Below are 22,346 nucleotides of genomic sequence, written 5' to 3'. Positions count from 1 at the left end.
GAGATTAGTGAATTAAAAAAGTAGTATAAATAACTAATAGGCCACACCATGAAATACTTGTTTACCCTCCTTTTTATTAGTTTAGTGAGTGTCTTTGCCACGCCGGGTATAGCCCAGATTAAGCTGATTAGTATCACTATTGGAGCAGACAATAGTTACGCCATTATTTATAATAGAAATGCCTATTCATACCGAGGAGTTCCAGTGGGTCTAGGCGAGCGAATAAAGGAAATTAATAGTAAAGGGGAAGAAATAACGCAGGTTCTCCTTAATAAAGATGGAAGTTGGATTTTACTATATGGTTATAACGGCTATTATAGTAGTGGTCTTTCAGAATCCTTACGGGAAACCCTAAAAGAGTACTGGGAGAAGAAAGAAAATATAAAGCATGTCGCCATAACCCCGACAGGTGGGTATGTGGTTGTATCGGGCAGAAACGCTTTTACCAGTAAAGGAATTCCCGATGAAATGTATCAACAATTACTGAAATTTAACAAGGCTGGCGAAGAAATAAAAAAGGTAATTTTTGGACTCGACGGTAGTTATATCATACTACGAGATAATAATGGGTTTTGGCATTCTGGAATTTCCAATGAATTGAGGGAGAAATTATGGGCAGTCCACAATGCACAACAGGATATTAACGATGTTGTATTGACCCAGGATGGCTATATTCTTAATTCAGCGGAAAACACGTTAGACTGCAAAGCTGCTCCGGATAATTTGATTCAAAAGTTAAAAGAAATAGTTCCTATCGTAAACCAGACGGATACCTATACTACTAATAGCTGGTCAAGACCAACGAATGATCGGGAGGACAAGGATAGAGCTATTAAACGAGTAGACAATTAAATGATCTACACTATGAAACACATTTTTACTGCCGTAGTGATCAGCCTTTTATCTAGTTGTCAACTGATCGCGCAGAACCTGACCATGCAGATCGACTCGGCTATCCTGAACTACGTACAAAAACACGAGATACCTAGTCCGTTAAAAATTATCACCAAACCAGCGCGCTACAAGGTGAAAACCTCAGTGTATAGACTCATTGGCGAAGCCGAGCTTGATTCGCTTACGCTTCTGGATTACAAATGGGGCCAGTATGATTATACGCGTCGAAGTGAAGGGAGCATAATTATAGCCAATACCAATCAGAGTAAGTCTCAGGCAGCGACCAAGGATAGTTTAAAAAAGTATTATTCCACCCTGTCAAAACAATTCCAGGACCTGGCCCAACAATTAGATGATTCGCTTAAAAAGTTCGCAAAAGAAGCCCCCGTGTTGGAAGCAAGAATCAAAAGCAAAACGTATGGCAACCGAGAGTTTTTTTATACAACTACAGAGATAGTCCGAATCATTAATGATGATCCGGAAGAGTTCAGTGCGCACTTTCTAGTATCCAAAGACCTCGTCACTCAAAAACAGTTCATTTGGACCCTGAGACGCTAATCGAAAAATCGATCCATACCCTTAAGCCACTCTCTGTAATCAACCTTTTTTGTAAACTCAGAAAACAGATCGCTGTGTAGTTAGACTCATTACTTTTTTCAATTAACCAAATGTGTGTGGAATAACTAAATAATGAGATACTATGAAAACTGCCTGGATAATTCTGGGCTGTCTTTAGGCTTGTATGGCTCAGCGATTGCGAAACAGACACAACATCTATACAGATTGGCTTCGAAAATTAGCCTGCTGAAGCCAATCTGTACTTATTCACCATTATACACATGACCAGATAGTGCTCTCATTTTTCGGCTGGTAATGGTAAAGCCCCTATATAGGAGTTTACCACCTTACCACCCAAAATTGGGGCTAAATGCTGGGGTATTTGTAATGTATTTACCTGAGCCTGATTTCGGACCTGTCCTTGCCTCGTTCGGTCGCCAGTTTTGACTGGAATTTAAGCCGCCTGTCGATAATCAACTGGCGTCATAAACTGCAAGGCCTGACTAATAAACTCTGACCCATTATTACTGCGTAACCGCTCAGGTTTGCCATAGCGATCGACCAGTTGGTCTAACAATCGGGGTCACCCGCTGGGCTGGCAGCGAATAATCGCCTTCAATTCCTAACGCTTCCCGGTTGTAATCATCAACTACATCTAACATCCGAAACTTGCGACCACCCGTTAAATTATCCGACGTAAAATCCAATGACCAACACTCATTACAGGCTGTTGCTTTGGACAATGGCCGACGGATAACATCCGGCAGGCGCTTCCTGGTTTTTCGGCGTAGGCCCAGTCCTAAAATCCGATACAAACGCCTGACACGCTCATGGTTAACTTGCTGACCTTACTTTCGTAATCTACCATAAATTTTTAGTACTCCCCAGTGTTTATGGCGCCGAGCCAACTGTTCAATTTGGTTACACAGGATCTGATTTTTCTCGTTGATGGCAACGGGTTCAGCTAGCGCATTTCGACTTAGACCAACCCCGCCACAGGCTTTACGTTGACTATTCTGTTTCTGATCAATCATCCATCTAACGACCTGTCGACGCTCGGTAGGGCTCACCACTTCTCAAGCGGCCCTGTTTTTTGCCAGTGCCTCCTTGATGATTTCGTTTTGTAAACTCAACTCGGCGTACATCTTCATGAGTCGACGGTTCTCCTCTTCTAATTGCTTGAGTCGTTTTACCTCAGCGACTTGCATTCCACCATATTTGGCCCGCCAGTTGTAAAATGTGGCCTCACAAATCCCATGTTCGTGGGTGATCTGAGCGATGGTCTGTCCGTTATCCGGTTGCTTAAGAATCGCCACGATCTGCGATTTGGTAAATCGTGCCTGTTTCATTTCCCCTTTGTTTATCAGCGAAATTGATTTTTTTACTCTACATTTTACTGGCTCACTTTCAGGGGTTCAAGCCATAATGGCTCAAGCTCAGTCTGATTAGAGCCTTATGGTTGAAATTGCTTAGCCGATAAATTCACTAATTCTCGACGCTCCAGATTATTACAATCGATAGGGGCGTCAAGTTTAATCGTTGTAAGTTCTATTATGGAATCGTCTAAATAGCTTCCTTTTATACTAAGCATAGCAGAACATATTCTATTAATTATAAATTATCAAAAGCCCAATCAATCCATTCTCGATCACATTGTGTTTAATTTATACAAAATCGGTAGGAGGGGAGGCATGGGTACAGGGCCAGGTACTGGCATCGTTTCAATAACCTGCTTACAGCCTGTATGTAGCAATGCATGTTTGGAAGAAAATTGAGGACGAGAATCCAGGATTTTCACTAGTTGGGCACTACAGGCTAACCTGCCATTCATATTGGCTCCTTAGTAATTCGGCTTTCACCTGAGAAATGTTTCCGGTGCCACTGTGTGGAATGTTATTATTAAGCATAAAAACGTTAAGTATATTAGTAGTTGGATGAGTATCACAAGTAGTCATGCCAATTAAAAGCCAAAGCCCCTGACCAGTAATGGTAGGGGCTTTGGCTTTTAAAAGCACATATATGGATTATATTATGCTGTTTAGACTCTAATCAGAGAGCATAAGTAACAAGAATCGCTGATCCCAGCGGAATCAGCGATTACACGTAATCCATATATGTGCCAATAGGATGCGTAAACACCCTACAGGAAGAGCAGTATAGTGGGAAAATGCGATGAACGGTAACTTATTGAGTAGACGGTTAGCATTACAACAAAAACGCCAACCTCAGTGAGGCTGGCATTTCTTGACTAACCCATAAAATTGATATTGGTATAGCTGTTGCAATACTCATGCCATACCACAAAATTTCCTATCCAGAACATTTTCACTTCTATTCGTACTGTTCGTGGCCACTGAGTGTATTATAGCTCCTATCTGGTTAGTTAAGGCATTGCAATTAATCATGTTAATTAGTGAAATTTTGGCTTCTTTGCAGGTATATGATAGATAAATATTATTTTAAGATATATGGTTAAGGGTTAAAGAAATTATAGGAAAATAAATAAGTTTTTATTGATTGATTATGTTTAATTAAAATAATCAAATATTTTAATTTATAACTAAAAAATGATTGATGAATAGCTAGTATCAAACAAAAAGAGCTTCTATTAAACAGAAGCTCTTTTTGTTTGATACTAGCTATTCAATGAAATTCTTCAAATCAATTTTGTTCTTTAAAAAAGCATCTTTAATTTCTGAATAATATTTGGGGTAATTTTTGCTAAAATTACCCCAAAAAGCAACTGGTAATTGATAGAGTAAGTTTTGGACGCTTATAGCCTGATTAAAAGAAATGGTTATGGGAATATGTCGCTTTATATCCAGAAGAAATGTAGTTCTGGTTGCGGCTCTGAGGGGCAAGTCCTGAATTTTCAGTCGTTCATCAATTGCCGCAATACGCTGCTGTCTGCGTATTAATTCTTGGTTGATCAGCTCTTGCATGGCTAATAGTTTGGCCGTTGAACTGGCTTTTATATTCGCAACTGTATTCATAAATCAGTGAGTATTTATTTGAATAATTTCGATCATTAAATCCTGAAAAGTTGATTAAATATATGGCTATTTTTCTGAATAAAAATTTAATTATAATTGAATTTTTATTTTAATTATTTTATGTATTTAATGGAAAATATAAATGAATTATTATAGCGATTTTTAAATATAAATACAGTCATTTTCCTGGCTATAAATATCAAATAATTTCTATAGTTTTTATTTAATATTTAATTTATACTATATTTATTTTTGTTTAATAACTATTGTTATAGATAATGAAATATTTAACTGAATTTGCCATAAATTTAAGCGTTAAATAAATATTTATAATTCATATGAAATGTATTATTGTTAGCTGGAAGTTTTTATTTTTCTGATTTTTTATTTTTCTTTTTTGGAGACTTTTTTTGTAGTTTATAGATAATATAATGACACTATCTATTCAGATATTCCGAACAGACTTGGACTGATGAATCAATCCCCTACGCTGCTACCATAGACATGAAAAAGCCCCTATCGAACTATATCGATAGGGGCTACTAAAGAAAAGTTGAGGGTTTTATGAGGAAGATTACCAGATGAAACGGTAGAGGATTAACTATAAATGATAACAAAAAATTAATATTGACATAATATTTGCTTAATATTATCTGGCTAAAGCGCTCTACTAATTAGAATTAAAGGTATTCTGTTCCATCATTTAATCCGTTTGAAGTCATGAAAACGAATTTTATCCTTCTCATGCTGGTAGGCTTCCTGGCAACGCAGATATATGCTGCGCCGATTACTACATACAAACCAAAAGGGGCTAAGGCAACCTTAGAGCAACAGTTGGCGAAGTATATTTCGTACCCAGATGCGCTAAAGCCAATTCAGAAGGCAGGTATTGTGGTGGTTCAGTTTCAGGTTAATTCAGACAATAAACTGTGTCGAGTAGAGGTTTTTACCGAAAATAAGCAACTTCATGATGAATTGCTGGCTCAGTTGACCAATGTTAAACTGCAGGATTATCAAAACGATTTAACCGAATTTGCTCCGCAGGTTCATACGGTCCGACTTCGTTTTAAGCCTAATTAAACGGCCGTATACCGTAAAAGAGCGTATTCACGGCTGTGCACAGAGCAAAGAAACACCCTTCGGACTGTACAGTTCGCCTGTGACTGCCCGTATCCTTGAAAGTGAACCGAAAAGCTGTGGCTGTGCAGTCGCAAAATGGTTACGTGCTTTTCATCGAACCTGGAAAAAGACTTTGTATAGAACTAAATCTGCCTGTGCAACCCCGAATTCAACCCAGTGATTCGATTCAGACGATCAAAGGATGAAGTGACGCTTGCTTCCGGACCGTTCCTCTATAGTTTAGAAAGTGTCGAATGATTTAAAAGGCTTGCTAAAACGCCCTTAACACTGATCTAAACGCCCAATTTGCTGAATGGCGTCAATGGGATTACAGGTTATCAATAAAAAGCGAAATCAGTATCGTTCACGGCCATCCCATTTTACACCTTTGGCAATCGAGGGAAGTTCCATATAAAGTATGGGGCGAAAAGCAGTAGGATAATTAGTTAAAGTAATTTGCAGTTATCCTGCTTGTTTGGTTCAGGCCAGGCACCTAATGGATCGACTATGACTTGGTGCGCAGTTGGAAAGGCGGGTAGCGAAATAAATCGTTCGTCAGGGTTTGGGTGGATCAATTCGCGGTGCAGTTGATGCCCATTCTTGTCTAATACGACAAGGGGTACATAGTCATTGATGGGTATTTTCTGCTTTTGTCCGTTTGGCAAGGTTTCCCATTTTGTCGTCAGCACTTCGATTGTAAGTCCATTTGACAAATTAGCTACGTGTCCTATTTTGAAATCAAATTCATACTGATGGCTAAGATACGTTTGTAAGTATTTAAGCGATTCGGGCAATTGATGGCCGAGGGTTGTGGCAAAGGCACTAGCCGTTGCGGAAGTCGGTTGTTCAGTGGCTTGCTTATAAAACTGGCTAATGGTTAAGCTAAGCGGTTTGTCTCCCCAGATTTGCTCAATACTGGTTAGTGCCAGTAGGGCCCGACCTCGCTCCAAAGCATCATCGCCACTCGACTGAAGGACAGACACTACTTGCTTATGCCTGAAAAGCCGACTTTTAGCATACCATTTGGCTCGTTGAGCTAATCGCTGTTTCAGACGTTCGGAACCATATTGCTGTCCTGTATTTTGCAAAGCCAGATACTCTGCCAGACTTTGCTTAATAAATCCGTCGCCGGGCTGTTGTTTGGGATTCAATTTATGGACGAGCCATTGTTTGAATACTTCCCGCGAAACTAAATAATCGATGTAATCCAGCTGGGATGGTTTTCGATAGTCAGCAATCCAACCCTGCGTTTCTGGGAGTAGGATTTGACCGGGTTTCGAGCCTAGGTCAAGAATCCCTGATGGCGTTTCCGTAATGTGTAAGCCTGCATATGGATAAGCACCGAAAAGGGTTTCGCCTTTGTGTAGAGCCTGTGCCGCGATGCGTAACATTTGCCGCACTTGATACGGATGGTAATAGTGAACCTGAATGGTGATATCCTTTCCTGAAATTGACGGAATAGTCGAAGTTTGACTAGAATACTGAATCGGTGGTGAAAACGATACGCCTTTCTGCCATTGTATTGTTTGCCATACAGATAGGCTCAGCAGCATGCACAACGCAAGGAAGGCTAGTTGATAAGGTCTGCTAAACTGCGCACGCCATTGGCGAATACGATCAATCAACGGACTTAGTACCCCCCGATTCCAGATTAACAGATAGGATACCACGAAAATACCAGCAACACTCCACCACACAAGGCGAACAAGTGAACGTAAGCTATTGCTTGGACCGTAGCCGGTTAAATCGGAATAATGAGCAGAATCTGGTAGGAAACTATACAAATAAATAACCTGATCGTCAGTTAGTTGATAGGTAAAAGTCAGTAAAGCGAAAGCGATCAAATTGACTACATGGCTCACGATTCGATTGTTAACCAATGCCGCTACCAAAGCGCCAAGCGCGATGAGCTGACAATAGCGCAGAAATCCGTCCGTAAATAAGTCGGATGTATACAGTTGCCAATCGATCTGATAAAATCCACTGCTAATCTGTACGCCTATACCCGTCAGAAAAAGAACCAATGTGAGCAAAGCGGCAACGCCAATCAGTGCTAAAAGCTTTGCCAATAGAAAGACAAAACTAGGCTGAGGTAGTGCATGATGAATAGCCCAGAAACCAACTGTGCGCTCAAGAAAAATTAGCTCAGTGGTCATCACGAGCAGAAACAGACCGATGAAGAAACCCATTGGCAATCGCAACGCGGTCATGCGCGACGTAGTGGGTAATTCAGGAAAATTTGGATTCAGATTCAATACTGTGATTAGTAATACTGACAGCAGAATTAGCAATCCTATGGTAATCAGAAAGGTAGGCTGACGTACCAGATTGACGAATTCTTGTTTGGTCAATTGGATCATGGTTCGCCATGTATTCCATCCACCAAAATATAATCGGACGTGAATAGAATTAGATAGCTGTTGGGTTTTCCTGCTGTCTGGTTTCGCAGGATGCGTTTTGGTAGATTTTACTTCCGTAAAGTAGCTGAACGTAAATCGGTTTTCGGCATAAGCCAGTAATCCAGAAGCTAGTCCGAGCCATAAAATCCGGTTGATGAAGAACATATCTGAGAAAGCAAGTATGTCCGATGGTTCGTCGACCAAAGCCATCGTTTCAGCCGATTCGCGCGCCATATCTACACCGAACGGATCGAGCAATTGCCATATATCTGCTTTTACCGCAAACTCCTGATTGATCTCAGTTAGTAGAAAATAAAGAACAACCAGAAAAAGAACGATATAGGCACCCCGGATGCTTCGGAGTAAAACGGTTAAGGAAAAAGTCAGACTGACGGCAATAAAAATATTTTGTGCAACTAACCGGATAAAACCATCTAGTAATGCAATCCACACGTCCACGGAATTGATACCATAAAACGAATCGTAAACCCAGATTCCGATTGAATAACAAACCGCTAGTAACATGACAGTAGCATAAGTTCCCAAAAAACGACCAGCGAAATGCATCCGGGGCGTAATCGGTAAGACAAATAACAGATGCATCGTTCGATAGTCTAAATCTTTGGTTAGCGATTGACCGGCCAATAACGTGGCAATCACAGCCAGCATAACACCCAGCGAAGACAGAACGAGATACGCTGTAACAGCCGCATTATCATAAGGATAAAGCGCTGTTAATTGAGAAGAATACCAGATTCCCTGTCCAATCAGTAGAATTGCGTATAGATAAAAGGTAGGCTGTCGTAGTTGATATAACAACTCGAATCGGGCAGTCGTGAAAAGTGGATTCATCGCGTTCACAAGCTAGAGAAGAATAGTTATCCCTTTGACCATTTATACGTGCTTAAGTCTCTGTTTCTACTGAAATTAATCTCAGAAGCCATATTTTATTGGCATTACTCTGTATAACTCAATAGTTCTGAATTGTTCAGCAGGGAAATTACGACGGTTGTTCCTATACTTGCTCCCAAATAGCGAGCTTACTTTAAAGCTTATCGGATAAACTGAACTGCCATGAATTTCCTGACTAAAATCAATCGCTTTTTCCTAGTCCTATATAGTCTATTAGGGAGTTATGTCGCGTTTGCCCAGGATACCGCTGACCTCGAAAAGAAAGCCGATAAGTTATTTGCTGAATGGCAGGGCGCTGGACATCCGGGTGTCGCGGTGGGCGTTTTGCACGGCGGAAAACTGATTTATGCCAAAGGATTTGGTGAGGCTGATGTCGAAACGGGCGCTCCAATTACGCCTGAAACCATTTTCCATGTAGCGTCTGTATCCAAAGAGTTTACGGCTTATGGCATTGTACTGTTGGCACAGGAAGGTAAACTGTCGATTGACGACGATATCCGTAAGTATTTGCCCGAAGTGCCGGATTTTGGACAGAAAATTACGATTCGTCACCTGATTCACCATACTAGTGGCTTGCGCGATCAATGGGCTTTACTGACAATGGCGGGTTGGGGCATGAGCGACGAGATTACCAAAGAACACATTTTTAACCTGGTTCGTCGGCAGAAAGAACTGAATTTTGCACCGGGTGCGGAGTATTTGTACTGCAATACAGGCTATACGCTCCTGGCCGAAATTGTGGCGCGTGTTGGCAAGAAACCGTTTCGGGATTGGATGCAGGAACGGGTATTTGGTCCATTAGCGATGAAAAATACGCTATTCTACGATGATAATGAGCGAATTGTCAAAGGACGGGCTTATTCATTCTATAAAGACGAGGATACCAAAGTTTTAAAGAAAAGTATCCTGAGTTTCTCTAATGCCGGAGCTACCAGTTTATTTACGACGGTAACCGATCTGGCCAAATGGATCGCTAATTTCAAAACACATACGATCGGGAATACGGCTACAATGACCCAAATGCTGGAAAGGGGTAGACTTACCAACGGCGATACAATTTTGTATGCTTTTGCGCTGGCGCACGGCAAGCATAAAGGATTACCCTACTACGGTCATGCGGGTGCCGATGCCGGTTTTCGGTCATACATTGGGTACTTCCCAGACCAGGATTATGGGTTTATTATTTTGAGTAATCAGGCCGACTCGAATCCGAGTGCCAAAGCACTCGAACTGGCCGATATTTATCTGGCTTCTCATCTCCAGAAACCGAAGGACATTCCACCACCGCCAAAATCACCAGTAACTGAAACAAGGCCAGCCAAGACCGTAATGACTGAATATATAGGTCGCTATTACAGTCCTGAATTAGAAACTATTTATTCCATTCGCCCGAAAGGCAATACGCTGGCGCTCGTACATGTGCATCATGGGGAGGTAGCTATGAAGTCAGTAAGTCTGGATAAATTCTCGACCGATTGGTGGTTTATGTCATCAGTCGAAGCCGTACGCAATGACGCACAAGCGATAATCGGCTTACGAGTATCGAATGGACGTGTTCGGAATTTGTGGCTTAAGCGACTGTCCGACGATTTTGATGCCGGAAAACCACCGGTTGCTGGAAAGTAAATAGATTTCTCCCTCTTACAATCTGAACTATTCATGACAATTTACCCCTCGTACGCTCAGCAACGAGCGTTTTTACTTGTTTATATCTGGCTAATCAGCTTATCCGTTATTGCGCAGCAAAAGCCAATTCCCAAGCCCGAAGAAACGCTCGGTTTTCCGGTAGGCGCTGATTTCCACCTGGCTACCTACGAACAATCGTTAAGCTATTTTAAGAAGCTCGACGAAGTCAGCGATCGCTTGAAACTGGTGTACGTTGGCGAAACGTCAGAAGGAAGGCCCTGGTATTTTGCTCTGATTTCGTCGCCCCAGAATCTGGCGAACATCGACAAATACAAAGCCATTGCCCAACGACTAGCTCACCCCGCTGGACTGACCGATAAGGAAGCCAAAAAGCTGTCGCTGGAAGGAAAACCGCTGGTGCATATCGACGGAGGTTTGCATGCAACGGAAGTAGCGGGAGCGCAACATACCATTTCACTGGCTTATGAGATGCTCAGCAAGGCAAATGATCCAAAAATCAAGTTGATCCTGGATAATGTCATTCTGCTGCTTTGGCCTTCCCTCAATCCAGATGGGCAAACAATGGTGGGCGATTGGTATAAATCGAACGTAGGAACGCCCTACGAAATAGCCCCGACGCCATTTTTATACCAAAAATATGTTGGGCACGACAACAATCGCGATGCGTATATGCTCAACATGATCGAATCGCGGGTAGTGACCCGTACCTGGCGTGAGTGGGAACCCAACATTATTTTTGTACATCACCAGACGTCACCGTTTCCTACCCGGATTTGGTTGCCTCCGTTTGCCGAACCCATTGCACCACAAACCCCGCCGATTATTGTTCGTGAGGTGAATATGATCGGTATGGCGATGGCACAGGCACTCGAAAGCAACGGGCAAAAGGGCGCTACGCATATGGGAACGGGTTTCGACGCCTGGTATCCGGGTTATATCGACTACATGCCCGTTTTGCAAAACATCCCTGCCTTCTGGACTGAAACAGCGCTGTATAATTACGCAACGCCCCATTTTTACACCCTCCGCGATTTCCCGAAAGATAAAAGTGAGCTGCGAATTGAATCGCTGTACTCAAGTCCGTGGACGGGAGGTTGGTGGCGGATCAGTGATGCTATGGCTTACATGCAAACCGCTTCGCTGGCAACGCTCGATTATGCGGCCAAATACAGCGACGTGCTCTTGTACAATCGCTATCAGGCGGGGCGAAATACGATCCGGAAATACGAACAGGAACCGCCTTACGCCTATTTTATCCCGCAAAAACAGCGTGATCCGGTGCGGCCAGTCGAGTTATTGCGTCGATTGGCTTTTCACGGAATTCGTATCGGTCAACTCACGAAAGAGATCCAGTTCGATGGGCTCAATCATCCTAAGGGAACCTGGGTAATTCCGATGAATCAGGAGTATGGTGAGCTGACAAAACAGTTGCTCGATGTGCAGGTGTATCCAGATTTGCGCGAATTCCCCGGCGGTCCGCCCGAACAACCGTATGACGCGGCTGGCTGGACATTGCCGCTGCAATTTGAGCTGAATGTATTGCCCGCCATGAAACCCCTGACAGCAGAGGTAAAAGGAGCTATTCAGATGGTAAGCGGAACGGCTAAAGACTGGCAGAAAGATGATAAAACCGATGCAGCACCAGCCGATTTTGTGCCCGGAATCGGCTTTGATACCAATCCGGTTTCGGCAGGAATAAAAGCTCCTGAAGGGCATTTGACGGGTTCCGGTTCGGTTGCGTTAGTAAGCCCTGCGCAGAATAATATGTTCAAATTGATTTCGCGGTCGGTAAAGACGGGCGGCTCGGTTAAATACAGCAAAGAAACGCAGCGATATACTATTGAAGGTGTCAGCCGACCTACGCTGGAATCGTGGGTTAAAGAGTTGGGAATCAATGGTGAATGGGCAACTGCAACGTCTGGAATTCCTATAAATCCCAAAATTGCACTTTATAAACCATGGACGGCCAGTATGGATGCTGGTTGGACGCAGTGGATTTTGGAGCAGTTCGAAATTCCCTTCGTTACCATCACCAATACAGACATGCTGGCGAACGATTTACGGGATCGGTTTGATGTGATTTTAATGGCTTCCGATCGTCCACAAACAATAAAAAATGGTTTTGCAAAAGGAGTCGTACCGCCGGCTTACGAAGGCGGCCTTGGCGATCTGGGAAGTGCCAGCTTAACAAATTTTGTAAATCGGGGTGGAACGCTGGTCTGTCTGAATGCCAGTTGTGATTATGCAATCGATGCCTTGCATTTGCCCGTCAGGAATATAGTCGCCGGACTTCCCCGAAAAGATTATTTCACAGGCGGCTCATTACTGGAAGTAGAAACCGATCCAACCCATCCAGTTATGGCGGGTATGCCAACGAAAGCCGCTGTATTTGTCGATGGTAGCCCTGTCTTTGCTACTACAGATGGTTTTAAAGGACAAGCGTTAGCCAAATTTGCGCCTACGGGTTCACCCTTACGATCAGGGTATTTACTCGGTGAGAAAGCCTTGCAAGGGTACGCAGCTTCGCTGGATGTTCAGCAGGGGAGAGGACATGTCGTATTGATTGGTTTTCGCCCACAATGGCGCGGTCAACCGCTTGGAACGTATCGGGTTTTATTGAATTCAGTGCTTTATGGCGGTGCCGTTGCTCAAGGAGATTATGGTTCCGTCAGTTTCTGGAAATCGCCCGCACTACCGGCCAAAGCGAAAGGGGGAAGTGAGTAGTATTGCGAAAATGTCTTTTTTGTCATTCCGACGCCAGGAGGAATCTTAATGTCACCTATTGATCAAGCTTGAGATTCCTTCTGGCGTCGGAATGATAAATTTTGTGTGGTTCTTTATCGTCTGCGCTGAATTCTCGTCAACTCGTCCAGCAAATACTCTAGTCCGTTCAGCCGTATTTCGTACATGGTTTGTAGAAGCATACCCAATTTGCCTGCAGGAAATCCTTTCTGCGCAAACCATTCTAAATAAGAAACTGGCAAGGCTCGGATTAATTGTCCTTTGTATTTGCCGAAAGGCATTTGATAATGAAGCAGTTCTTTTAATAATTCAGGATTGCCATGCGGTTGATCTTCCGCCATATTCTTGTTGGTTAAATGTATATTAGTCAACCGCCGATTCCAGTAAGCGAATCGTGCCTGCTGTCGAGTCGATTTCGGCATCGACGCCGAGCGGGACGGTAAATTTATCACGAATATGACCGATCATCGCGCCAGAAAAAGCGGGTTTACCCAACGGAATGATGTGCTCGTTCATAACATCTTCCATCGTCAGCGACCCGTAGCCACTTCCCGGTCCGCAGTCGGTGCATTTGCCGAACACAAAACCGGCTATTTGGGGCAGAATACCCGCTAGTTTGAGATGCGTCAACATGCGGTCAACGCGGTAAATATCCTCGTGCGTATCTTCCAGAAAAAGAATCGTATTGCGCCAGTCTGGGAGATAGGGCGAGCCAATCAGATGGCTCAAAACGGTGAGATTGCCACCCACTAACCGACCTCGTGCCAGCCCGGGTTTGAGTGTGGTAATTCGGTTTTCGATTTGTGTCAGATTATCGCCTTTGTCGGTTGGGTTGCGCATGGTCATCGTTTCGCCATCCATCAGCGTCCGTTTGAACCAATCGACTGTAAAGGCATTGAACGTTGCCGAAGCGACCGGACCGTGCATCGTCACGAGCCCTGTTTTGGCATAGATCGCTAACAACAAAGCCGTGATATCGCTATAGCCGATCAGGATTTTCGGATTACGTTGAATCAGGTCGTAATCCAGCAGCGGCAGCAATCGGGCGCATCCCCAGCCGCCATGTATCGCCATTACCGCCTTGACTGTCTTATCATCAAAAAAAGCGTGTAAATCCGAAACTCGATCTGCATCGCGCCCAGCCAGATAACCATATCGGTCGTAAATATGCGGGCCTAGTTTCGTCTGAAAACCCAGCGCCTGAAGCGATTCCTGCGCTATCTTCACAGTTTCCTGGCTGTAGGCCGGAGCCGCCGGACAAAATAGCCCGATGGTATCCCCCTGCTTCAATCGTGCTGGTTTTATGATTGAGAGAGGAGGTTGATTTGGAGCCAGCGGAAGAAACGGAATAAGGCTGCTAGTCTGTAAAAACGATCGACGTGAGGGCATCAGGATAAATGATTTTGTCAGGTTCAGAAAGATATATGAAAACGGACTTTCGGACAAATGAGTCAGACCGGCATTCAAGTAGCTTTATCTGTTAAAAACCTTTTAGATCTGACAATCAATCGTTCCAAATCACTTCAATACCATTCCAACCAACAAATTTATGCTTACCAACTTACGTCGTTTACGATTCCTTTTATCGTTGATGAGTTTGCTTTGGCCGTCCGTCGCCGTTCAGGCCGCAGCCCCACTCATTACAGTAGCTCAGTTGACAGCCGACTGGCAGCGTGCCAAAGAGTACACCAAAGAATATCTGGATGCCATGCCGGAAGATGGGGTAAACTTCAAGCCAACGCCAGAAATTCGGAGTTTCGCGGAGCAAATGCTTCACCTGACCGCGGCTAATTACAACTTTGGCGCATTAGCCAGCGGAAAAGCCAACCCGATGCAGGGCAAAAAACTGGAAGAAATGGCCGAACTGAAAAATAAAGCGGCTCTTACCAAGGCCGTTATGGATAGCTACGATTTTATGATTGATGCTGTAAAGGGAATGAATGATGCACAGTTGGGCGAAATGGTAAAAATGGGCCAGCGCGAAATGACTCGTGAAGTGGTTCTGGCGAAAGCGTTTGAACATCAGACGCACCATCGCGGTCAATGCACGATCTACATTCGGATGAAAGGCATCAAACCACCGAACGAAAAATTATTTTAAACATGGAAAAGCTCGTCAGTGACGGGCTTTTTTTCTGGTCAATTGGAAGTGGTTACTGAGCGGAACCAAACATCTGAAAACAACTGATGTTATTACAGATTGAGCAAAAGCCTTATTGCGCTTTGCTTTTCAGTTTAATGACACGATTCCCATCACGACTCTCTACACTATTATCTGGTCTGGCAATTCTATTACTTCTGGGGCAATGTCAGACAAAAAAAGTCCAGCCGCCCGCAGCGGAAGGGTTCGACCCGCCTATTCCTGAAACGATCTCTTATCTGGCTGGTCCAGTAACGTTTCAGCTAAAAGAATTAGAAGAAAAAATCAATCAGGAGCTCGATCCTGTGCTGGTTGGGAAAACAACTGAAGACGGGAAAGTAAAAGGAATTATGTCGTTCCGGGTTAAGCGGCTTGGGCGAGTGCATGTGCAATACGTCGATAAGCAAGTGAAGTTGTCGGCTCCTCTGCAGATGTGGCTAACAAAACCCTTCAGTAAGGATACAACGCCACCCAAAAAACCGTTCTGCGCCTTACACGTAAATTTCCAGACTCCGGTGAGGGTAACGCCAAACTGGCGATTTGACAGTAAAACGAAATTTGCCGATTATCAATGGATTAAAAAGCCCGAATTACGACTGCTTGGGAAAGATATTTCGCTGGAGAAAGTTGCCCAGAATATACTGGACAAACACCGAACGTCGATCGAAGCAGCCATTGATTCGGCGATTCACCGAGACTTGCGACTCGACAAAATGGTGCGACCGATCTGGTATAATTTACAGAAACCGCTGTTGATCAATAAAGAGTACGGCCTCTGGCTGGTGCCCAAACCCATGCGTGTCGAAGCAGGGCCAGTGAATGGCAATGAACAGCAATTGACTACTCATTTGCGGATTGCCTGTAAAACCGAAACCGAATTGCAACCTGAATCACCCCCTCATCCGCAAATTCCGTTGCCGCGTTTGCAGAAGAAAGAGCAGGTTTCCCAAGTTTCTGATCTGCATCTGATGAGCTTTATTCCCTATAAAGACATCAATCGTATGTTGACTTTGAACATGCGCAAAGAACCTAAAAAGCTTATACTAGGTAGCGTAACGGTCAAAACGGCTTCTGTATATGGTGGTCAGCATTCGTTGATTGTGAAAGCCGAAGTTGATGGTTTGCTGGATGGGCCTGTCTATTTACGCGGGCGTCCGGTATTCGATACGCTGACGAATACGCTCAAAATCGCAAATCTTGATTTCGACACGGAAACCGCGAGTGCCCTTTCGAAAAGCACCGGAGCGCTCTGGCATAAAGGGTTGCGTACGTTACTGGAAAGCTTAGTGACCATTTCCCTAGGTGATGATATTGAGAAATTGCCGCAAAAAATTGCCACCGCTTTCGAAAAGGGAGGAGCCAGCAAGAAGACGTCCTTGGAAATTAAATCGTTTCGGTTTACACCCCAGAAGATCGCTATTCGACCCGATGGCATACAGGCATTGATTAAAGTAGAATCGAAAATTGGGGTGAAGATCAATAAGTTATAAATGCCTATTTGCTGACAACCAAGACAAAATGACATTTCTAAGTATTGCGGTTATACTAGTGTTAGGCTGGATTGGCTGGCGTTATTGGCGCCCTGCTCCAACGACTATTCTGCCTTTGCCGCCAACGTATTCACACTTATTGCAGCAACACGTTTCATACTACCGTGATTTGAGTGCAGAGAAAAAAGAGCGCTTTGAAGAACGTGTCAATCAGTTTCTGAATACCATTCGCATCGAAGGTATAGGTACAACCGTCGATGAGTTGGATAAAGTGCTGGTAGCCAGTAGCGGTATCATTCCCATTTTCGGCTTCGACAACTGGCATTATCCGTTAACTAACGTATTGCTTTACGAAGATCGATTTAATGAAGATTACGAAACCACTGGCGACGGGCGGAGTATTCTGGGAATGGTTGGCGAAGGGGGCGCGTTGCAGAGTACGATGGTGCTATCGAAACCGGCTCTGCATGAGGGCTTTGACAATAAGACCAGCAAAGGCAATACGGGCATACACGAGTTTGTTCATCTGCTCGATAAGGTAGACGGAGCTACGGATGGCCTACCTGAATATCTGCTGGAAAAAGACCACATCAAGCCCTGGTTGAAGTTGATTCATAAAAGCATCCACGACATTCGGGCAAATCAGTCGGATATTAATCCGTATGGCATTACCAACGAAGCCGAGTTTTTTGCGGTTGTATCCGAATATTTTTTCAAGCGCCCCGATTTGCTACAGGAAAAGCATCCAGCCTTATTTAATAGACTTAAAGAAATTTTTGATCAAAATCCACTGAGTAAAGACAAAGGAGTTGCGTAGAGATTTAATTAATTTCTTATATCCAGGGGCTGTGTCCTCACTGCCCCTCATGCGCCAGCCAACGGTAACCATCCGGGCGTGCGGCCTGTGAGGACACAGACCGTTGGAGTTTGTAGCATGATCGCTCAGTTTGGTTAACGGGTAAAAGGAAGCATCCCGCTGCTTATAATAGAGCATCTTACTAAATCCGTCAACCGATATCCGATGAAGTTATCTACTCTGAAATCATCCAATCTATTAACCAGCGCAGTAGCCATTGCTTTCAGCTTAACTGCGTTTTCATCGGCAACCGCTCAAATTGGTGTTGGAGCAAAACCGATCAAAGGCGCAGAAGTTTTTTTCGATGGCACTCGTAAAATGCTCGATGAAAAGTGGATTTACTGGCAAGGACCACGATTGGCGGCTACGATGCCAATTAAATGGCAAATCGAGAAAGACCCCGCCGGACCCGGTACAGTCATGAATACAAACGACCCTGCGGCAGCAGGAGGCAAATACGGTTCGGCTGATATCGTGACGAAAGAAACTTTCCGCGATTTTCGGCTGCATATTGAATTTTATATCAGTAAACCAGGCGGTAATAGTGGGGTTTATTTACAGAATCGCTATGAAATTCAGGTACTTGACGGCGATTCGACATCACACGGTCTGGCTGCGGTTATCAACGAAACGCCATCGCCCTATTATGCCTACAACGGCGCTGGTAAATGGAATGCCTACGATATCTTATTCCGGGCTGCTCGTTTTAAAGATGGCAAACGAGTTGAACCCGCTATGGTGACAATGTACTTCAATGGCAAAAAAGTGCATAAGAATCAGAAAATCAATCAGGTTTGGGGTGGTCCAAACTCCGGTATCGATGGCGGAAATGACGGCGGTAAAGGTATCACCGATACGCCTGGTGGTTTAAAACTACAAGCTGAAGGTCATGATGTATACTACCGCAATATCTGGATTCAAAAACAAGATATCAAAGAAGCCAATACGGATTTTTGACATTGAGAATGCTTATATTCATGTAGCGAATGCCCCGATTGGGGCATTTTTTAGTGCTATGTTCCAACCCTTTCCTGCTATAGGCGGTCATTATCTTGTCGACATAGTAATTCACGAAACCGAAAAAACTATGAATAGGATAAAAATGACCGGGCGACTACTGTTGAGCGCTATTATTGGCCTAAGCCTGTTTGCCTGTAATCAGACGAGTGTTGAGCCTGATTCAACGCCTTCTACGGCAACCATTCAGTCGATGCGGGCAAGCTTGAGTTCGCTGGAAGGAAATTGGGTATTAACCAACTACAAAAACAATCCATTGGCCTCTGCCCTGCAAAATCGGGCAACACTCAGTTTTCAGGACCAACCTGGCGATGTGATGCTTGTCGGTGGGCGGAGCTTTATCAATCACTATGGTGGGAAATTTGAGATTGATGAGCAGAAAGGGTTGATTGTCAAGACGGATGATATCATTTCGACGCTAATGGGTGGATCTGAAACGGATATGAATGCCGAAAGTCAATACATGGATCGTCTGTCGAAAGTTACTTTTTTTGAAATTCCCAGCTCGAATCAACTTCAGTTATATGTTGGGCAGAAGAATAGTCCGACAGAGGTTATGTATTTTACGCGTAAATAGGGAATACATAACACGGTTTTTCCATGCTGAACCGTCCACCCGGTTCAGCATGGAAAAAACTCGATCAGGTAAACTTTTGAGCAGTTGCTTACTACCGCAAATCCTGATTAATCTCAGTCAGCAAATACCCTTGGGGATCGTTGAAGTATTCCCAGAACATCACACCCGCCAATCCTTTCTTTTTCACGTACCGGCATTTCGCTTTCACCGACTCTTCATCATCATAAGAGACAAATTTCTTTAGGGCTGCATTGTACAGAAAAGGAGCTTTCGCTTTGCGGTCCCAGTAGCGTACGTAGGCTGGATTCGTTAGCAAACTGTCTTTGATAAAGGTATAGCCACCACCCCGTTCTACCTTCGTAATCGAGCGCGGATGTTGTGTAGGGTCATCATTTTGCAGTTGCCACGCTCGTCCGTAGAAAGCAATACCTAACACCAGTTTCTCAGCGGGCACACCTGCTTTTTTATACAGTTTCACGGCCTTATCGCCCGATTGCTCATTGTCGACTTTGCCTGTTGCGTATAGATTGGTGTGATGTCCTGCCAATGGACCGCCGGTAAAATGGTCGTACGACATGATGTTGATGTAATCCAGATATTGCTGCGCCTGCGCCATATCGGTATGCGTAAAAATAGCGTCGAAGCCGGGGAGTGCTGTCGTGACCAGGTAATCTTTACCCGTTTGTTTTTTGAGGCCGTTTAACTGATCGCGTAAGGCTTTGAGCATGAGCGTAAAATTCTCCCGGTCTTCTGGACGGAATACGTTGTCTTCACCTTTCATCCCCGGATATTCCCAGTCGATATCGATCCCATCAAGCTGGTATTCACGAACAATATCGACTGCTGAAGCCGCAAAAGCTACCCGCGACGTATCGCTCAGAACGGCGTCGGAAAAGTTTTCGCTCCAGGCCCAACCACCAATCGAAATCAGGATTTTCAGTTCAGGATTTTTGAGCTTGAGATTATTCAGACTTCGAAAATTGATTGAATCGGTCGCGAGGTTATGCAGCCAGGCCCGATTCTTTTTGATATCGACGAATGCATAATTGATGTGCGTCAGTTTTTCGGCTGCAATCTGCTCGGTATGCACCAATCCCCGGAATCCCCCGACGTAGGCCAATACAATCGGCTTTTTTTTAGGATCAGGCTTAAATCCAAGGCTGAAAAGTAGGGTAATCGATAGAACGCTGAAAAACAGAGACGTGCGTAACATGATGGTTTGGGTTGGCTTATTGCCGGTAGTAAAAGCAGTTTCTGGTAAAACTTTAATTGAAATAAGTATTGTTGCAATGACTTGTTCAGCAAATAGTCCAATTCCTATTCAGAGGCTATTTTAACCAATCCATCAAGTGCTTTCTACAGTCGGTTGAGGTGTACGTTTTAGCATGAGGGCTTTCTTACTTGCTTTGTGAGATCAGTCACAACAAATACACTACAACGTATGTCTCACAAACAGCAAAGTCTATTTTTATGGGTCGTTATGGCTATGGTCGTACTAATAGTCTGCGTTTCCTGTAAAAATGACCACGATACACCGTTAACTCCTGAAAAGTCAACAGTCCGCATCGGCGATAAAGATTACCCAACGGTTACAATCGGTGATCAAATCTGGACGGCCATTAACTACGAAGGACCTGGCGGATTACCTTATCGAAAGGGAGCTGAAAAGCCTGAATATGGTCGGTACTACACAATTGAGGAAGCCAGAGCGATTGTTGTTCCAGCGGGTTGGCGGTTACCTACTCAGGAGGATTTTACCCGACTTGCTGAGAACCAAGGAGTTGTTTTTACTGCGCATCGGGCAACAGGGCAGGAAGCCATCAGGAAACTATCGTCTACCACCAACTGGCGTACCATTCCGGGCATAAATACATCAGGTTTTAACGCCCATCCGGCAGGCTATAGCTATCAGGATAGTGATCCGATAGACGGCGATATTTGTGAATTTTGGACAACTGATGGAGTTACGTTCAGTATTCAGGAAAATGCCCTGGGAAAAGCACATAACATTGTATTTTACAAAGACGGCGGACCCGGTTATCGCTTCTCTGTTCGGTTTGTAAAGAATCGCTAATCCGGTCGAAAACTATGCCTGACGAGCACTTTTTGAGAGACGATTTTAAGGCTCCAAAAGTTGCCGCAATTGACCCGATTCTTGTCGCAATTAGCCTCCGATTCTTTTCGTCATAACTAGTACCTTTGTTGTGTAAATAATTAAACAACAACTACTTATGGCAACGAAGATCTTTTTAAACCTGCCCGTTAAAGACCTAAACAAATCGGTTGAGTTCTTCACCAAAATCGGCTACACATTCAATCAGCAATTCACGGATGAGAACGCGACATGTATGATTGTCAGCGACGATATCTTCGTAATGCTGTTGGTGGAGCCGTTCTTTAATGGCTTTACAAAGAAGGAGCTTGCTGATACATCAAAAGTCTCGGAAGTAATTATTTGCCTATCAGTAGAGAGCCGCGAAGCTGTTGACGAACTGATTCGTAAAGCCGTTTCCGCTGGTGGCACAACGATTGAAGAAGCCGATGATCAAGGGTTTATGTACAGCCACGGCTATCAGGATCTGGATGGGCACCTCTGGAACATCCTTTATATGGAGCCAGCTGCGATTAATTAGTGATGAGTTATAAGTGATGAGCGGTGAGTTTGCTGACGCAGTAATTATTGAGCGCGCCAGCAAACTCATCGCTCATCACTTATAACTCATCACTCACTGATTACGAATGGTTAGTTTATCAACTTCCAGTTCGCCAATTCGCAGTTTACCAATATATCCTCGTCCAAGGCGTAACTGTCCGATGGCCAGCGCACCAATAGCCAATGCGCCCATAGCCACCGCTCCGACGGCTAGAGCGCCTATGGCCCAACGTCCAACGGCAACCTGTCCTATTGCCCGTTCCTCGAATCGGAGGGGAAATGAAAATCGTTTCATAGCTTTTTTCTACTGAAAACTTATCCGGAATAGGGGAGGTTTTATACTTTTATC

General features: G+C 44.1%; 20 protein-coding genes. 12 read left to right on the top strand and 8 right to left on the bottom strand.

The window, feature by feature from the left end:
- Positions 1-48 precede the first annotated feature (48 nt).
- Together ACYVE4_RS11210 and ACYVE4_RS11205 are read left to right on the top strand one after the other, a co-directional pair.
- Entirely contained in the window at positions 49-852 is an 804-nt protein-coding gene (locus ACYVE4_RS11210) for a hypothetical protein (RefSeq protein ID WP_461039897.1), read from the top strand.
- 12 nt (positions 853-864) lie between these two features.
- Positions 865-1,452: a hypothetical protein gene (locus ACYVE4_RS11205; protein WP_461039895.1), complete on the top strand. Its 588-nt coding sequence runs from the start codon at positions 865-867 to the stop codon at positions 1,450-1,452.
- 539 nt (positions 1,453-1,991) lie between these two features.
- Here ACYVE4_RS11205 and ACYVE4_RS11200 read toward each other — a convergent pair.
- From ACYVE4_RS11200 to ACYVE4_RS11190, 3 genes are all read right to left on the bottom strand, one after another.
- Positions 1,992-2,267: a hypothetical protein gene (locus ACYVE4_RS11200; protein WP_461039893.1), complete on the bottom strand. Its 276-nt coding sequence runs from the start codon at positions 2,265-2,267 to the stop codon at positions 1,992-1,994.
- 261 nt (positions 2,268-2,528) lie between these two features.
- On the bottom strand, positions 2,529-2,801 hold the full coding sequence (locus ACYVE4_RS11195) for a transposase (RefSeq protein ID WP_461039891.1): 273 nt from the start codon (positions 2,799-2,801) through the stop codon (positions 2,529-2,531).
- A 1,290-nt stretch (positions 2,802-4,091) separates the two neighbouring features.
- Positions 4,092-4,445, bottom strand: a complete 354-nt coding sequence (locus tag ACYVE4_RS11190; protein WP_461039890.1) for a hypothetical protein — start codon at positions 4,443-4,445, stop codon at positions 4,092-4,094.
- A 720-nt stretch (positions 4,446-5,165) separates the two neighbouring features.
- Between ACYVE4_RS11190 and ACYVE4_RS11185 the strand changes: the two genes are divergently transcribed.
- On the top strand, positions 5,166-5,525 hold the full coding sequence (locus tag ACYVE4_RS11185; protein WP_461039889.1) for a hypothetical protein: 360 nt from the start codon (positions 5,166-5,168) through the stop codon (positions 5,523-5,525).
- Positions 5,526-6,010: 485 nt separating this feature from the next.
- On the opposite strand, the gene ACYVE4_RS11180 is transcribed toward ACYVE4_RS11185, so the two are convergent.
- Positions 6,011-8,815 carry an ABC transporter permease gene (locus tag ACYVE4_RS11180; RefSeq protein WP_461039887.1) on the bottom strand — a complete coding sequence of 935 codons (2,805 nt, stop codon included), beginning with the start codon at positions 8,813-8,815 and terminating at the stop codon, positions 6,011-6,013.
- A gap of 222 nt (positions 8,816-9,037) precedes the next feature.
- Between ACYVE4_RS11180 and ACYVE4_RS11175 the strand changes: the two genes are divergently transcribed.
- Both ACYVE4_RS11175 and ACYVE4_RS11170 read left to right on the top strand, forming a co-directional pair.
- The gene (locus ACYVE4_RS11175) at positions 9,038-10,501 is read left to right on the top strand and encodes a serine hydrolase domain-containing protein (protein WP_461039886.1); all 1,464 of its coding nucleotides are present in this window, start codon (positions 9,038-9,040) and stop codon (positions 10,499-10,501) included.
- A 33-nt stretch (positions 10,502-10,534) separates the two neighbouring features.
- Entirely contained in the window at positions 10,535-13,246 is a 2,712-nt protein-coding gene (locus tag ACYVE4_RS11170; RefSeq protein ID WP_461039884.1) for a M14 family metallopeptidase, read from the top strand.
- 113 nt (positions 13,247-13,359) lie between these two features.
- On the opposite strand, the gene ACYVE4_RS11165 is transcribed toward ACYVE4_RS11170, so the two are convergent.
- Positions 13,360-13,605, bottom strand: a complete 246-nt coding sequence (locus tag ACYVE4_RS11165; RefSeq protein WP_461039882.1) for a DUF3820 family protein — start codon at positions 13,603-13,605, stop codon at positions 13,360-13,362.
- 22 nt (positions 13,606-13,627) lie between these two features.
- The gene (locus tag ACYVE4_RS11160; RefSeq protein WP_461039880.1) at positions 13,628-14,653 is read right to left on the bottom strand and encodes a S66 peptidase family protein; all 1,026 of its coding nucleotides are present in this window, start codon (positions 14,651-14,653) and stop codon (positions 13,628-13,630) included.
- Between the two features lie 202 nt (positions 14,654-14,855).
- On the opposite strand from ACYVE4_RS11160, the gene ACYVE4_RS11155 reads away from it, so the two are divergent.
- From ACYVE4_RS11155 to ACYVE4_RS11135, 5 genes are all read left to right on the top strand, one after another.
- Entirely contained in the window at positions 14,856-15,365 is a 510-nt protein-coding gene (locus tag ACYVE4_RS11155) for a DinB family protein (protein ID WP_461040377.1), read from the top strand.
- 86 nt (positions 15,366-15,451) lie between these two features.
- Positions 15,452-16,894, top strand: a complete 1,443-nt coding sequence (locus ACYVE4_RS11150) for a DUF4403 family protein (protein ID WP_461039878.1) — start codon at positions 15,452-15,454, stop codon at positions 16,892-16,894.
- A gap of 28 nt (positions 16,895-16,922) precedes the next feature.
- Positions 16,923-17,711: a M90 family metallopeptidase gene (locus tag ACYVE4_RS11145; RefSeq protein WP_461039877.1), complete on the top strand. Its 789-nt coding sequence runs from the start codon at positions 16,923-16,925 to the stop codon at positions 17,709-17,711.
- A gap of 204 nt (positions 17,712-17,915) precedes the next feature.
- The gene (locus ACYVE4_RS11140) at positions 17,916-18,707 is read left to right on the top strand and encodes a 3-keto-disaccharide hydrolase (protein WP_461039876.1); all 792 of its coding nucleotides are present in this window, start codon (positions 17,916-17,918) and stop codon (positions 18,705-18,707) included.
- A 130-nt stretch (positions 18,708-18,837) separates the two neighbouring features.
- A complete protein-coding gene (locus ACYVE4_RS11135; RefSeq protein WP_461039875.1) occupies positions 18,838-19,344 on the top strand; it encodes an META domain-containing protein in 507 nt (168 codons plus the stop codon).
- 91 nt (positions 19,345-19,435) lie between these two features.
- On the opposite strand, the gene ACYVE4_RS11130 is transcribed toward ACYVE4_RS11135, so the two are convergent.
- On the bottom strand, positions 19,436-20,557 hold the full coding sequence (locus tag ACYVE4_RS11130) for a glycoside hydrolase family 18 protein (RefSeq protein WP_461039873.1): 1,122 nt from the start codon (positions 20,555-20,557) through the stop codon (positions 19,436-19,438).
- A 228-nt stretch (positions 20,558-20,785) separates the two neighbouring features.
- Here ACYVE4_RS11130 and ACYVE4_RS11125 point away from each other — a divergent pair, with 228 nt between their 5' ends.
- Complete coding sequence (locus ACYVE4_RS11125; protein WP_461039872.1) at positions 20,786-21,418, top strand: FISUMP domain-containing protein; 633 nt, start codon at positions 20,786-20,788, stop codon at positions 21,416-21,418.
- A gap of 157 nt (positions 21,419-21,575) precedes the next feature.
- Positions 21,576-21,977, top strand: coding sequence for a VOC family protein (locus ACYVE4_RS11120; RefSeq protein ID WP_461039871.1), 402 nt, complete (start codon positions 21,576-21,578; stop codon positions 21,975-21,977).
- A gap of 93 nt (positions 21,978-22,070) precedes the next feature.
- On the opposite strand, the gene ACYVE4_RS11115 is transcribed toward ACYVE4_RS11120, so the two are convergent.
- Complete coding sequence (locus ACYVE4_RS11115) at positions 22,071-22,292, bottom strand: hypothetical protein (RefSeq protein WP_461039869.1); 222 nt, start codon at positions 22,290-22,292, stop codon at positions 22,071-22,073.
- Positions 22,293-22,346: the final 54 nt, after the last annotated feature.

Source organism: Spirosoma harenae (assembly GCF_054776975.1).
The sequence above is the reverse complement of the archived record's forward strand: the minus strand, read 5'-3'. Positions and strand labels throughout refer to the sequence as shown.

Coding starts and splice junctions, on each gene's coding strand:
- ACYVE4_RS11210 (WP_461039897.1), top strand. CDS start 49: ATGAAATACTTGTTTACCCTCCTTTTTATTAGTTTAGTGAGTGTCTTT.
- ACYVE4_RS11205 (WP_461039895.1), top strand. CDS start 865: ATGAAACACATTTTTACTGCCGTAGTGATCAGCCTTTTATCTAGTTGT.
- ACYVE4_RS11195 (WP_461039891.1), bottom strand. CDS start 2,801: ATGAAACAGGCACGATTTACCAAATCGCAGATCGTGGCGATTCTTAAG.
- ACYVE4_RS11190 (WP_461039890.1), bottom strand. CDS start 4,445: ATGAATACAGTTGCGAATATAAAAGCCAGTTCAACGGCCAAACTATTA.
- ACYVE4_RS11185 (WP_461039889.1), top strand. CDS start 5,166: ATGAAAACGAATTTTATCCTTCTCATGCTGGTAGGCTTCCTGGCAACG.
- ACYVE4_RS11180 (WP_461039887.1), bottom strand. CDS start 8,815: ATGAATCCACTTTTCACGACTGCCCGATTCGAGTTGTTATATCAACTA.
- ACYVE4_RS11175 (WP_461039886.1), top strand. CDS start 9,038: ATGAATTTCCTGACTAAAATCAATCGCTTTTTCCTAGTCCTATATAGT.
- ACYVE4_RS11170 (WP_461039884.1), top strand. CDS start 10,535: ATGACAATTTACCCCTCGTACGCTCAGCAACGAGCGTTTTTACTTGTT.
- ACYVE4_RS11165 (WP_461039882.1), bottom strand. CDS start 13,605: ATGGCGGAAGATCAACCGCATGGCAATCCTGAATTATTAAAAGAACTG.
- ACYVE4_RS11160 (WP_461039880.1), bottom strand. CDS start 14,653: ATGCCCTCACGTCGATCGTTTTTACAGACTAGCAGCCTTATTCCGTTT.
- ACYVE4_RS11155 (WP_461040377.1), top strand. CDS start 14,856: ATGAGTTTGCTTTGGCCGTCCGTCGCCGTTCAGGCCGCAGCCCCACTC.
- ACYVE4_RS11150 (WP_461039878.1), top strand. CDS start 15,452: ATGTTATTACAGATTGAGCAAAAGCCTTATTGCGCTTTGCTTTTCAGT.
- ACYVE4_RS11145 (WP_461039877.1), top strand. CDS start 16,923: ATGACATTTCTAAGTATTGCGGTTATACTAGTGTTAGGCTGGATTGGC.
- ACYVE4_RS11140 (WP_461039876.1), top strand. CDS start 17,916: ATGAAGTTATCTACTCTGAAATCATCCAATCTATTAACCAGCGCAGTA.
- ACYVE4_RS11135 (WP_461039875.1), top strand. CDS start 18,838: ATGAATAGGATAAAAATGACCGGGCGACTACTGTTGAGCGCTATTATT.
- ACYVE4_RS11130 (WP_461039873.1), bottom strand. CDS start 20,557: ATGTTACGCACGTCTCTGTTTTTCAGCGTTCTATCGATTACCCTACTT.
- ACYVE4_RS11125 (WP_461039872.1), top strand. CDS start 20,786: ATGTCTCACAAACAGCAAAGTCTATTTTTATGGGTCGTTATGGCTATG.
- ACYVE4_RS11120 (WP_461039871.1), top strand. CDS start 21,576: ATGGCAACGAAGATCTTTTTAAACCTGCCCGTTAAAGACCTAAACAAA.
- ACYVE4_RS11115 (WP_461039869.1), bottom strand. CDS start 22,292: ATGAAACGATTTTCATTTCCCCTCCGATTCGAGGAACGGGCAATAGGA.